The sequence below is a fragment of the Spirochaetota bacterium genome (assembly GCA_017999915.1).
Taxonomy (GTDB): Bacteria; Spirochaetota; UBA4802; order UBA4802; family UBA5550; genus RBG-16-49-21.
In genome coordinates, this window is sequence record JAGNKX010000018.1 from 44,907 (window position 1) to 59,497 (window position 14,591).

Annotated in this window: 7 protein-coding genes; all 7 read left to right on the forward strand. The window is 55.0% G+C overall.

Features of this window, described 5'->3' with window-relative positions; translation table 11 throughout:
* The first annotated feature begins 5 nt into the window (after nt 1-5).
* Nucleotides 6-1,328: a (Fe-S)-binding protein gene (locus KA369_21150; GenBank protein MBP7738495.1), complete on the forward strand. Its 1,323-nt coding sequence runs from the start codon at nt 6-8 to the stop codon at nt 1,326-1,328.
* A 13-nt stretch (nt 1,329-1,341) separates the two neighbouring features.
* Nucleotides 1,342-2,814, forward strand: a complete 1,473-nt coding sequence (locus KA369_21155; protein ID MBP7738496.1) for an FAD-binding oxidoreductase — start codon at nt 1,342-1,344, stop codon at nt 2,812-2,814.
* A gap of 63 nt (nt 2,815-2,877) precedes the next feature.
* Nucleotides 2,878-4,608 (forward strand): FAD-binding oxidoreductase, encoded by a 1,731-nt coding sequence (locus KA369_21160; GenBank protein MBP7738497.1) that lies wholly within the window; start codon nt 2,878-2,880, stop codon nt 4,606-4,608.
* An 82-nt stretch (nt 4,609-4,690) separates the two neighbouring features.
* A complete protein-coding gene (locus tag KA369_21165; protein MBP7738498.1) occupies nt 4,691-5,767 on the forward strand; it encodes a hypothetical protein in 1,077 nt (358 codons plus the stop codon).
* A gap of 110 nt (nt 5,768-5,877) precedes the next feature.
* A complete protein-coding gene (locus KA369_21170) occupies nt 5,878-7,188 on the forward strand; it encodes a hypothetical protein (protein MBP7738499.1) in 1,311 nt (436 codons plus the stop codon).
* Between the two features lie 518 nt (nt 7,189-7,706).
* Entirely contained in the window at nt 7,707-13,646 is a 5,940-nt protein-coding gene (locus tag KA369_21175; GenBank protein MBP7738500.1) for a PAS domain S-box protein, read from the forward strand.
* Nucleotides 13,643-14,584 (forward strand): diguanylate cyclase, encoded by a 942-nt coding sequence (locus KA369_21180; GenBank protein MBP7738501.1) that lies wholly within the window; start codon nt 13,643-13,645, stop codon nt 14,582-14,584. Before KA369_21175 ends, KA369_21180 begins: the two co-directional genes overlap by 4 nt.
* Nucleotides 14,585-14,591 lie beyond the last annotated feature (7 nt).

The following is a 14,591-nucleotide window of genomic DNA, read 5'->3' on the forward strand; positions in this document are numbered from 1 at the left end:
ACGTCATGTCATCAATGTTTAAAGAAGAAACCGTGAAGTATCCCGAACTCAGAGCGCTGGAAAATGAGATAGCCACCTGCTTTCGATGCTCCCTGTGCAAGATGGTGCCCCTGCCGGTATTTAAAAGCAAAGAATTTTCAACGATCTGCCCGATCAATACCCATTACGCCTTTCACAGCTATTCCGCCTCCGGATTCGGCTACATGGCCCTTGCCCTTTCAGAAGGGCGCATAGAGGCAGACAGGACGCTGGCTGATATTGTTTTTTCCTGCCGAACCTGCGGGTATTGCGACATGGCTTGCAAGTTCATCATGGAATCGGAGCGTAATGAGGTGAACATGGCCCTCCGGGAAGCTCTTGTCAGGGAGGGACTGGCGCCGGCCGAATACAAGGAGATGGTTCGGCTACTGAAAGAAACGGGGAGTCCCGCCGGAGCGCCATCTGGAAGCGCCGGTGAGTGGGCATACGGCCTTGATCTCAAGAAGCTGCCGGAGCAGAAGGCGCAGGTGCTCCTCTATGGCGGCTGCATGACAAGGGGCGACAAAAAGGCCATGGTATCGGCGAGAAAACTGGCGAAGCTCCTGGTCAATGCCGGCGTTGACGTGGGGATCCTGGGCGCTGACGAGCTTTGCTGCGGCCTTCCGGCTCACTGGGCGGGTTTTAAAGATGATTTTGTACAATGCGCCGGTAAAAACGCGAGCACCTTGGACCGGTCCGGAGTGAAGACGATCGTAACCGTCTGCGGCGCCTGCCTCGGGACGGCCCGGGCCCTGTACCCACGGTATGGGATCACACCACGGACAGAGGTGGTCCATGCCACTGAGTTACTGGAGCGTCTCATACGGAAAAAGAAGATCCGCCTCCCTCGGCCCGTCAACATCAAGGCCACCTATCATGATCCCTGTTACCTGGGACGGCGATCGGAGCCCTATGAGGAATGGAAGGGCGAGGAAAAGACCGTCTTCGGCCAGATGAAATACTTCGATCCTCCCAAGAAAATACGGTATGGCACCGAGGGGGTCTTTGACGCGCCCCGGAATATTTTAAAATCGATCAAGGAGCTATCGTTCAGGGAAATGTTCCGGATCAGGGAGTATTCCCACTGTTGCGGCGGGGGCGGCGGACAGTCACCGCTCTACGACGAAATGTCTTTGCGGGCGGCCCGGGACCGCGTCGGTGAGGCCCGCGCCGTGGGCGCCGACTATTTGGTAACAGCCTGTTCCCATTGCAAGACCCACCTGGGAAAAGCGTGCGGGGATAATGATGATAAAGGCATGCGGGTGGTCGATATCATCGATATCGTGTACCAGGCAGCAGGTCTTGAATAGGAGGGCCCGTTCCATGATAACAGATAAAAACCTTCAACTGCTATCCGATCACAACTCGGTGGAAACCTCCCCGGAGGCCCTTCGAAGATATGAGCTTTACAATCCTCTCATCGAGGGGCACCGTGCGCCCCGGTGCGCCATAAAACCGAAAGACGTCGGACAGCTTCAGCGCGTCATCCGCACGGCAAAGGATGAATCCTTAGGGCTGGTGCCCGTGTCCTCGGAAGGGCCCCATCTGAAAGGAGGCACAGCCTGCGGGGCCGACCATGCTGTTGTGGACCTGTCCCACTGGAAGAGCATCCCCTGGGTCAATAAAAGGAACAGAGTCTGCATTGTCGAGCCGGGCGTCACCTACGATGAGCTGAACCGGTTCCTGGAAAAAGAAGGGATGACCCTGCCGACGCCCCTGGCGCCGCGGAGCGGCAAAAGCGTCCTGGCCTCTGTCATCGACCGGGAGCCCCACATATGGCCGAGGATGCAGTGGGACATGCAGGACCCGGTGGCGAGCACGGAATTCATCTATGGGACCGGCGAGCTCTTCCGGAGCGGCGCGGCAGGCGGCCCCGGAACGCTGGAGGAGCAGAGACGGTCGAAGGGCGCCCAGAAAATGCCGATGGGCCCCGGACAGTCCGATTTCCAGAGGATACTCATCGGCGCCCAAGGCTCCATGGGGATCATGACCTGGATAAGCCTTCGGACCGAGCTGCTTCCCTCCGTGGAGCGGCCCATGGTCATCGCCTCGGACCGTCTCGACAGGATCGTGGAATACGTGTACGAGGCCCAGCGCCCCTGGCTGGGGGAACAGACCTTCATCCTTAACCGCACCGCTGCAGCGATGCTTATGACCTGGGCCGGGCCAGAGAACTATGGCCGGGTCAGGGGTTCCATTCCGGAATATATCTGCATGCAGAACATCGCCGGGTTCGAGCGGCTTCCGAAGGAGAGACTGCAATACCAGTTCGAGGAATTGAATGACATGGCCGGCGGCAACGGCCTCAGGTTCGCCGAATCGGCCGGGGAGGTGGACGCCGCGGAGCTGTTGAAAGCGGCCCGGACACCCTGCGGCATTTCGGACTGGCGCCACGCCATCATGGGCCACTGCCTTTCTGTCTTCTTCCTTTCCCTGCTCAATAAATCAGCAGAATATATCCGAATTGTCCAGGAAGCTGCCGCGGCAGCAGGCATAGACCGCGAGCGGATAGGCGCGTATCTCCAGCCCGTGGTGCAGAACCATGCCTGCCACATGGAATTCATGATACCATTCAATCCCCAATCGGCCGGCGAGATTGAGACAATGAAAAGGCTGGAGGCCGATTTGACAGAGCGGCTCATGAAGGAAAAGGCCTTTTTCAGCAGGCCCTACGGTTCGGCCTCCCGCAGGGTCTTTGACAATAACCCGGGCAATACGGAGCTCCTGAAGATAATCAAGGAAATGTTCGATCCGGGGAACGTTCTCAATCCCGGAAAATTCGGGCTCACGGTGTAAGGTTAAATACCAGCGCAGAATGAGTATATTGTAATACGATACTTTCATTACCAGGATAGGGCCATGTTAACATCTGATGAACTGGAAGAGCTGCGGCAGATCGTCGGTCCCCAATGGGTGAGGGATGATCCCGCCACCAGGGACGCGTACGCCATCTATTATAACTCGTCGTCCCTGAACAGGGAGGACAAGCTCTGGACCAGCCGCCCCGCGGCGGTCATCATGCCCCGGACGGCGCAGGAGATATCGGCGCTGACGAAGTTCTGCAACAGGAAGGATTTCATGCTCAAGCCCTTTTCCACGGGCTGGATCACCTCCTCGGCGCCAGGGAGCCGCAAGACCATCATCCTCGACCTGAAGCGCATGGACAGCATAATCGACATAGATGTGAAGAACCAGATCGCCATCGTGGAGCCCTACGTGAGGGCTATAGACCTGCAGACGGAGCTCTGGAAGGTGGGACTCAACGTCCATGCCGTTTCGTGCGGCGGCAATCATTCCATCCTTGCGTCTGCGGCCGCCGCCTGGGGATACGGCATCACCGGGGCGTCCATGGGATTCCAGGCGCGGAACATGCTCGGCGTCGAATGGGTCATGCCCTCCGGGGAGGTCGTCACCCTGGGGAGCGCCGGGGACGGCGCCGAATGGTTCAGCATAGACGGGCCGGGCCCGGGGGTGAGGGGCCTCATCCGCGGGTTCCAGGGCACCTTCGGCGGCCTCGGCACCTTCACCAAGGCCGCCATCAAGCTCTACCGCTGGAACTCGGACGCCGAGTACGAAGTGCACGGCGGGTCTCCCAAGTACGTGCTCAACCGCGACCTGCCCAACATCGGCATCTTCCTCTGCACGTTTTCATCGAAGCAGCAGATAACGGACGCGGGGTACAAGCTGGGCGAGGCCGAGTGCAACTACGCTGATTTCAGGATGCCCGCCTTTTTCGTGGCCCTGGGGTTCACCGACAATAATCTTGAATTGAAGAAGCTCTGGTCCACGGGGATATTCCAGAACCTGGCCCGGTACATGATCACGGTGTGCGTTCACGGTCATTCCAAAAAGGAATTCGAATGGAAGGTGAAGGCCCTCAAGGAAATAATAAAAGAGACCGGTGGCATCACGTTCCCCATGGTGCAGATCCCCATCCCGGTCTTCTCCCTGATGAAGCCCCTGTTCAAGATGATGAAGGACCCGGTGAAGGTCATGAGGCGCATACCCTTCATGCAGAAGATAATGGATTCTATCGTGCTCAGCGAGGAGCAGCGCCTGAAGCTCCTCACCACGGCCTTCTTTATCCTGCTGCGCCACGCCAACAACACCCAGGGCGGTTTCAGGGCGTCGTCGGGCATGTTCACGTCCGTGGGCGCCTTCGATACCTGGGACATGGGCTTTGAGCAGGCCGAGTATATCGCCGGGGTCAAAAAGTCTGCCATCGAAAAGGGGCTGATCGTGGACGACGGCGGCGATCTCGGCTGCGGCGGTACCTTCGATTCCGGTCACCTCGGCTACATTGAGGGCATCGGGGAATACTCCACCAACAATCCCGATTCGAGGAAGGCCACCAAGGAGATCGTGGCCGAGTCGCTCCGGGGGACCATCGAGAAAGCACTGGGGGTGCCCATCGCCGCCTTCGGCGGGCCCATGAACAGGATGTTCGGCCCCCATTGCTACAATTATCATGAAATGATCATGAAGATCAAGGAAAAGCTCGATCCTAATTCATCATACGACTCGTGGACCTACAGCGGTCCGTCGGAAAAGGCTTTTCCTGATGAAAAAGAGGATTATACGTTTTTTTAAGTGAATTATGTAGGCAACCTCCGCCTTCTGATTACATTTGTAAATCAATATTTGCATATGACTTATAACGCAGGTGAATGCTATGAGCGAATATGTGAGTCCGAAAGTGAAAGAGGGTTGGACCGGCCCCGGCAGGAGCGATGGCGATATACGCCCCCTGGAACCGGCGGATGACGCCCTCCATATAGAAATCGGCAAGAGGGGCCTGTACGAGTGGTGGTACTTTGACGCCCACCTTGACGGAGGACACACCATCGTGGCGTTCTTCTACGCGGCAAATCCCAACCCGGGCATGTCAGGCAAAAGCGGAGTGGAAATCGTACTCCTCAGGCCGGACGGTAAGAAAACCCAGGTCTTCATACCATACGGTGCCCGTGATTTTGCCGCATCGAGGGAAAAGCCGGAAGTAACGATCGGCGCCAACTACATGAAGGTCCGCAAAGGCAAAAACGGGCTGCCGGAATATGAGATATTCATCAAGGAGAAGGACCTCGGCTGCCATCTCATTTATAATGCAGAGGTCAACGGTTGGAAGCCGGGGAGCGGCTACTCCCATTTCGGGGACATGGGCTACTTCGCCTGGGTCATTCCTTTCGCGAGGGCGTCGGTGAAAGGGACCGTGACCGACGTCGATTCAGTCATGAAGGTGAGAGGGATCGGTTACCATGACCACAACTGGCTCAACTTCCAGTTCGCGCGTATAATCAACTACTGGATGTGGGGACGTATCTATTCGAAGCGCTACACCGTTTCCTACGCCTACATCCAGTGCAACAAAAAAATGGATAATCACACGGTTAAGGTCCTGATGGTGGCTGACGGAAAGAACGTCATCGCCAGCACCGGCGATTTTCATTTCCAACAGGACGAGCATGTTTATAACCAGAAGGCAGGGCACCGCTATCCAAAGAACGTTACCATAGCAATGACGGGTAAGCTCAAGGTAACGCTTTCCGTTGAAAAGGTGCTGGAGGCGGTGGACATGCTTGAACAATTCAACCCGCTCCTCAGGATTCTGGCGAAGATGATCGGCGGGATCAAGCCCGGGTATTTCAGGCTTCTTTCCAGTTTCACCGTCGCCGTGACCGGTAAGGGAAAGACCATACAGGAGAAGGGAACAACGCTGCACGAGATCGTGCTGTTGAAGCCGTCAGAATAAGCATATCAGCGTACATGAAAGATAGAGGCAGGTGCCGGTAGGAAGAATATGAAAATTGTCTGTTAAAGCGGGATTTGATTATTTCTTTATCTATTATAGGGGGGTCTTTCATGAAGAAGATACATGTTCTGTCCATGGTTTGCGCTTTTGTCGTGGCCGCTTCCGCCGCTCTCTTCGCCGGGAGCGCCGAGGAGAACACCAACCAGAGCGCCGAGTACATGAAAACGCTTAACCGCGGCGCGTCGACCGATGCCGACGCATCATTTTATAATCCCGCCGGCACGGCCCTCATGGAGGAGGGGGCATACATCTATCTCAGCGCCCAGTATATTTTACTGCCTATCGAAATCCGCGGACACAGCCTTTCGCGTAGCGTCTACCGCGGGGAAAAAACCTCCTACTGCATGCCGAACATCCATGTTGTCTACAACAAGCACAACGCCGGCGGCGGATCAGGCGATCTTGCCTGGTCCTTCAGCGGGATGGCCCTCGGCGGCGGCGGGTTTGGGAAGTATAACCAGGGCCTATCCTATATCGACAATACCCTTTTTCTTCTAAAAGATGTATTTAATTCATTCTTCACATCCGCCGGCATTCCCTATTCCATAGGGCCACTTATCACCTCGAAGTTCGAGGGCTCCTCGGTCTATTATTCGGCCATGACCAACCTTGCCTACACGGTCCTTGATGACAGGCTGGCTTTTTCCCTGGGATACCGCTTCATCCTCGGATCGGGAACCTACGACGCGAAGCTTTACAGCAACGGATTCCTCATTCCGCTGGGGGGGGATTTCCATGCGACCCAGAGCGGCCTGGCCCACGGCGTCATAGTCGGCCTGAGCGCAAAGCCGGTCGATGACCTCACCATCGGTTTCAAGTACGAATATAATTCACCGCTCAAGATGAAGACAAACGCTAGCGGTTACTACATAGTCGGCCTTGTCGATTCCAGCCTGATGGATGGCGGGGAGGCCCACCGCCAGATTCCGATGAACCTGAACCTGGGCCTTGCCTACCGGGTCAAGGGGTTACAGTTCTCCTGGACCTATTCACATTACCTGTGCCATATTGCCCAGTGGAAGGGTAAAGAGAAAAGTTACTATGACGGATACGAGGTCGGGATGGGCCTTGATTACACCTTCTCCACGGCGCCGCTGAATATCGGCTGCGGCTATGTATTCACCAATGGCGGCGCCAGGCCGTCGGGCCAGAGCCAGATAGCTGAATTGCCCAACGGCCATACCTTTGGAGTAGGCCTTTCATACACATACGCTAAGATCGTTAAACTAACAGTAGCCCTCGGATACATATATTTCGAAACTGTTGATATCAACAAGGGGACCATGCTGAAGTTCTTGCCTGCCCGTTTTTATAAAAAGGGTTATGATGCGGCAATCGGCGCTGAGTTCAAGGTCATTTAGCACCTCGGGACCACATCCGGGTACGGGGATCGTCTGGGATACGATTTAATTCAGGGTTCATCCCAATTTTGGGATGCGCTCTGAATATCACCGCGGAAGTGATGAATTATTGTATGATCTCTCCATGAATGGGGATAACCGGACCATCGATGGTTATCCCCTTTCCGATGATGTTCACCTAACTGACATAATAATCCTCATGAAAGCGATTCCTTATACACAATTCATCGCTCGAGCCAGTGATGACTCTTTTTTTAAGGCATAATAATTTCAGGCTTACAGCTCCGGAACATAACTCCTGAGGTTTTCGCGCAATTCAATAAAAATTACTGGCAAGTAATATTTTTAGTATTGTATTATTAATAGATAGTGCTATATTGTATAGAGAATGCCATAAGTAAGGATTGCTGACATATCTATAAAAAGCGAATGATTGTCATATGATGGCCCATTGTAATCGCCGTGCTGTTGTGTATTCCTGGCCTGCCCGCATTGGTCTTACGATTGCATTGTTGATAATGGGCGCCTGCGCTCCTTCCCGCGGCTCTGACCCCGCACATCCCCGCGCCATCCGTGGGATAATCGACCTTCGTGGGTATGATTTTACCGGGAACGGCGCCGCCATACTCTCCGGCGAATGGGAATTTCACTGGAAGAAACTGCACACTGAAGTATCTCCCGATACCGGGCCGTCTTTCATAAAGGTTCCTGACCGATGGAGAGACAGCATTGTCAACGGCATGGCGCTTTCCGGCCATGGCTACGGAACGTATCGCCTGAAAATTAAACTGCCGGCGTCAGTCTCAAATCTCGCGATTCGGTTTCCCGATGTTGAAACGGCCTACAGTCTCTATGCCAATGGACGAAGGATCGGCGGTGTCGGGACAGTGACCACGGACGGACGGTCCGATGACTGGCGCTTTGAACCGCGCGTCTATTCCCTTCCTGAAGCCGGGGATACGCTGGATCTGGTCGTTGAGGTTTCCAACTATGTGTACAAGGGAGGAGGCCTGACGAGGGATATCCAGCTGGGACCCGAGCCGGCCCTTCACAAAGCCTGGGAACGCGAGGCCTTTCTTGAATATTTTATGCTCGGCGGCATGATTCTTATCGGTTTGTACCATCTCGGTTTTTTCATGATACGGCGCCGCGACTATTCAGCCCTTTATTTCAGCCTGTTCTGCATTATTCTCGGCGTGCGGGGGATGCTCGTCGGGGAAAGGCTGCTCAGTACGGCCTATCCTGCCGTACCTTTTGAGTATTTTTTAAAAATGGATGTTCTCACTATCTTTCTGCCCGTGCCGCTGTTCCTCCTGTACCTGTTCGAGATATTCCCCGCTGAAAGTCCCCGGAAGCTGAGAGCTCTATTCATCTTACCGGGATTCCTGTTTTCCCTGTTCGCGCTGGTCACTCCGGCCCGGATCTTCCACCATGCCATAGACTGGTATAACGGCGTATTTGCGATCTCAGTCCTTTTAACGGTATTGATCACCGCCAGGGCCGTGAAACAGGGCAGGGACGGCTCGGTGGTTTTCATCCTCGGCATCGCAATCCCCATCGCCGCCCTGGTAAACGATATTCTCCGCACACTGTATATCATACAGTCGCCGAACATCGTCTCCTTCGGATTCCTTGCCTTTACCATGTGCCAGGCATACATAATCGCCCTTCGTTTTTCACGTTCCCGCGATCAAATGGAAATAATGTCCCATCAGCTGGAGGCTTTCAGCAAAAGCCTTGAGATCAGGGTCGATGAGCGGACGGAAGAGCTTGCCGAGGAAAAGACACGGCTTGCCCTTCGAAACGAGGAGATCGAGCGGAGTGAAAAGAGGTTCCGCGACCTGGTGGACCTGCTCCCCGTCGGCGTCTATGAATCCGACGGCTCGTACAAAATAACCTACGCGAATCGCGCCGCCGCCGAAATATTCGGATATGATCTGGATGAATTGAAGAGCGGCAACATCACGACCTTTGACATGCTATCTCCAGATTCTCGGGATGATGCAGTAGAAATAAGGAAGAGCATCAAGCCGGCATCACCGATCTTGCGACTTGAGCACATGGCCAGGCGCAAGGACGGCTCGATTTTTCCGATGGTTGTCAGCGCATGCCTGATCGATCCGGCCGAACCGGCGAAGGGCACACGAGGCGTCATCATCGATGTCAGCTCTACAAAGCGCGCGGAGATGATAATGCGCGCCAGGGTCGACCTGATGGAATATGCAGTTGAACATAACCTTGATGAACTGCTGCAGAAAACGCTGGATATCGTGGAAACGCTGACCGACAGCCTTGTGAGTTTCTATCATTTCGTGGAGCCGGACCAGAAGACTCTCTCTCTCCAGGCATGGTCCACCAGAACGGTCAGGGAGTTCTGCCGGGCCGAGGGGAAGGGCCTCCATTATGGCATTGACCAGGCCGGCGTTTGGGTAGACTGCGTCCACGAGCGGCGGCCGGTGATCCATAACGATTACGCCGCTCTTGCCAACCGGAAGGGGCTGCCGGAGGGCCATGCGCCTGTGGTGCGTGAGCTGGTCGTACCCATCCTCAGGGGAAACATCATCGTGGCCATACTGGGCGTGGGCAACAAGGCCGTTGATTACACGAAAGAGGACGTGGAGGTCACGGAATACCTTGCAGATATCGCCTGGGAGATCGTCGAGCGGAAGCGCGCTGACGACAGGCTCAGGGAGAGCGAGGAAAAGTACCGCCTTATCACGGAAAATATGGACGACACCATATGGCTCATGGATATGAATCTCCAGACAACCTTCATAAGCCCGTCAGTAAGCCGCAAGCGAGGCTTTACTCTTGAAGAGCTACAGTCGTTAACCATAGATAAGCACCTGACGCCGGCATCCCTGGAAGCCGCGCTGGCTGTGATTGCCAGGGAAATGACGCCGGAGATGCTGGGGGATCCCAATTATACTATCACGGTCGCCATGGAGCTCGAATTCTACTGTAAGGACGGAAGCACGTTCTGGAGCGACAACACCATGTCCGTGATTCGTGATGAGGCGGGAAAGCCCATCGGCATCATGGGGGTCGGACGCGATATCACGGAGCGCAAGAAGGCCGAGGAAGCCCTGGCCGTATCCCAGAAGAATTTTGCCACGTTCTTCAATACCATCGAGGACCTCCTATTCATACTCGATATGGAAGGGAAGATCCTCCACGTGAACGATACCGTCATTAAACGGCTCGGCTATTCTCCCGAGGAGCTCCAGGGCCAGAGTGTTCTCCTGGTGCACCCGCCTGACCGCCATGAAGAGGCCATGACCATCATAACAGCGATGCTGAACGGAAAGGCCGACCTGTGTCCCGTTCCGGTCATGACAAAAACGGGGATGCAGATACCTGTTGAAACCCGGGTGGTGGTGGGCGAATGGAACGGCAGACCGGCCCTCTTCGGCGTCACCAAGGATATATCAAAGCTCAAGCTTTCCGAGGAGAAGTTTTCCCACGCCTTCCACACCAATTCGACTCTTATGGGTATTTCGCGTATCTCTGACGGAATATACCTGGATGTCAACGAGTCTTTCCTCAAAAACTTTGGATTTACCAGGGAGGAGGTGATCGGCAGGACCTCCCAGGAGCTTGGCATCTTCGCGGATTATGAAGACCGGGAGCGGGTACGCCGGGAGTTCGAAACAAACGGTAACATCCGAAACGTGGAGATGAGGATCCGCCGCAAGGATGGCACGCTTCGCATCGGCCTGTTATCGGCCGATCCGATCATGGTTGGCGCGGACAGGTGCTGGCTCACAACCATGGCGGATATCACTGAGCGGAAAGAGGCCGAGGAGGCGTTGAAGGAAAGCGAATCGTACAACAAGGTGCTCTTTTCCGATTCGCGTATAGCCCTGATTGTTCTGGACCCTGAAACCGGACGGTTCCTTGACTGCAATGACGCGGCGGTTCGCATCTATCGAATGAATAGTAAGGATGAAGTGATCGGGAAAGTCCCTCTTGACATGTCTACAACAACCCAGTATGATGGAAGCGATTCGAGACTTGCCGCTCAATGGAATGTCAAGCGGGCCCTGTCTCAAGGTTCGCACCTGTTCGAATGGCGTCACCAACGTCCCGACGGCGAGGTATGGGACGGCGAGGTGCACCTCATGACGTTCCGCCACAAGGGTAAAACGATGCTGCAGTTCAGCGTTCAGGACATAACGGCGCGGAAAGTAGCGGAGCGTGAGCTGGTCAAATCGAAAGAGGAAGCCGAGGCCGCAAACCGCGCCAAGTCGGAGTTCCTGGCGAACATGAGCCACGAGATCAGGACCCCGATGAACGCCATAATTGGATTCACACACCTGATGGGGCGGACCGACCTCGCGCCGGTTCAGCGCGATTACTGCTCCAAAATTCAGGGCGCGGCGCGCATGCTCATGGGCATCATCAACGATATCCTTGATTTTTCAAAAATTGAGGCAGGGAAGCTGGCGATCGAGTCCATTGATTTTGACCTGAATGACATCCTGGTGACCATCGCCAATACCCTCTCCTATGCAGCGGAGGAGAAGGGACTGGAATTGCTCTTTTACATCGCACCGGACGTGCCGTTCAGCCTGAAGGGAGATCCCCTCAGGATGCAGCAGGTGCTTTTTAATCTTATTCATAACGCGATCAAGTTCACCCAGAAGGGAACGGTAACCCTGAAAATTGAAATGCAGAACAGGATTTTCGACCCTGATATTGCAAAGTTAAAATTCCGGATCATTGATACCGGGATCGGTCTTACGGAGGATCAGCAGGCGACCATATTCAAGTCCTTTACCCAGGCCGACACCTCCATTACGCGCCGCTATGGCGGGACCGGACTCGGTCTTGCCATCTGCAAGCGCCTGGTTGAGCTTATGGGCGGGGATATCGGCTTGATAAGCAGGGCGGGCGAAGGCAGCGAATTTTACTTTAACCTGTCACTGCATGTCAGCCGCATGACGGTGCCTGACAAGGAGCCATTCACGGGTGAAAAGCCGGAAGTGGTGGTGGCGGATGATAATCTCGGCTCCCTGGAGATACTCAGGGGATATCTTAGCACAATGGGCTTCCCGGTAATAACGATGCAATCCGGAGAGGAGACGATAAGGTATCTCAAGGAAAGGGGATCGGCGACCCCCCTTGTCCTTATCATTGACTGGAGGATGCCGGTAATGGACGGCATTGAGACCATACAGCGGATTCGGCATGATCCCGCCATTGGCGGCATATCCTCAATTATAATGATATCCGCCTATAATCTTGATGAAGTGAAGGAACAGACGACGCTGCTGGGGGTTGACGCGCTGCTAGCAAAGCCGGTGAGCCCTTCCACATTGCTTGACGCGCTTTCCCAAGTCATGAATTTTAGATCGAAGCCGCGAATCTCCGCCGTGCGGTCTTCCGCCGCGTTCCCTCTGCCCTCGTTCCAGGGGAGGCGCATTCTCCTGGTGGAGGACAACGCCATAAACCGCGAAGTGGCTATCAGAATGCTGGAAGATACCGGCATGTCCGTCGACATAGCGGAGAACGGTGTCGAGGCCATCCAGAAGGTCGCATCGGAGATATACGATCTCGTCTTTATGGATGTGCAGATGCCTGAAATGGACGGGTTTGAGGCGACACGGACCATACGTTCTGACGCTAAATATAACGATCTGCCAATTATCGCCATGACCGCTTACGCCATGAGCGGAGACCGCGAGCGGTGCATTGAAGCGGGCATGAATGACCATATGTCAAAGCCCTTTGACCCGGACCAATTCTACGCCATATGCAGGAAATGGATGCCCGAACGGACCCACATCGACGGCACGGTTCCGGCAACACAAACGGAAAGGAGCCCTGATGACCTGAGTTTAATCATGGGGTTGCCGGGCATCGATGTCCATTACGCGATATTGCATTTTTCCGGGAGAACTGATATTCTTCCTGATATCATAAGGGAATTCTGCGATATGTACGCCGATGTCAGGGAGCGCCTTGATTCCTTCATGGCATCGAAGGACACTGACGGCCTCAGGAAGTTCGCCCACAGCATGCGCGGGGCGGCCGGCACCGTCGCGGCGATCAGGGCGATGGATACGGCGGCGGCCCTGGAGGAATGCATCATCGATGGCAGGATCGAAGAGATCGGCGGGCATGTCGGGCGGTTCATATCGGCCATGGAGGAAGTGCTTCAGAGCGGGCCGATCCTTAAATCGCGGATGGAAGCCTATTTTAAAGAAGAGGAACAGATGCCCGGGGATGACCGGCGGGACCTGGATGCGGACATTGCAATACTTGCATCCCTTCTCGAACAGCGCAGCTTCGGGGCCGTGGACCAGATCCGGAAAATCAAGAAGCGGTTTCCAGGCGCCCGGAGCGATACGATCAGGGAGATAGAAACAATGGTCAACAGGTTTGATTACCGCGGGGCCCTTGAAAAACTGAGAGACGCCGGCGGGGCCATACCCGGCGGAAGTGACATGAAATGAAACACAAGATCATTATAGCTGACGATGAACCCTCCAACGTCAGGATGCTGGGCGAATTTCTGAAAAACGATTACGAGATCTACGTCGCCGCCGACGGCAATGAGACTGTGCGGCTGGCGGAAAAGATACTCCCCGACCTTATCCTGCTGGATATCATGATGCCCGGCCTTGACGGCTACGGCGTGTGCCGGGAGCTTAAAACCAGGAAAGAGACTGAGAGGATCCCCGTGATTTTCGTAACGGCCCGTAAAATGGCCGATGATATCGTAATGGGATTCGACGTGGGAGGACGCGATTATATCCAGAAGCCGTTCTATCCCCAGGAGCTTCATGCCCGGGTGCGTACGCACATAGAGCTGAAAAAGGCGCAGGAGCAGCTCATTGAGGACGCGGCCATGCTGGAGGAGCTTAATCGCAAGCTCGCTTCGGCCCTGGATAAGATGGAGATCATGGCCCGCATGGATCCTTTGACAGGTCTTGCCAACAGGAGGTTTCTCCTGGAGCGCCTTGAACAGGAAACGGCCCGATCCCGGCGAACGGGACGTCCCCTGTCAATCGCCATGGTTGACGTGGACAATTTCAAGATAATCAATGACAGCCACGGGCATGAATGCGGCGATCTGATCTTGAAACAGGTCGCCCGGACCATGAAGGATAGTATAAGGAAGGAGGACATGGTGGCGCGCTGGGGCGGGGAGGAGTTTCTTCTTCTTTTCGTCGAAACGCCTCTTGGCGATGCCCGGCAGACGGCGGAACGAATTCGGCACAATATCGCATCTGTCGCGGTTGATTGCGGGGGCATCCCGGTTTCCATCACGGTCACCATAGGCGTCGCCGCCTACGATTCCGCGCAGAGCATAGACGCGAATATACGCAAGGCCGATGACGCCATGTATCGAGGAAAGCGCCTCAAGAAAAACTGCGTGGAATCGGAATGATGATCAC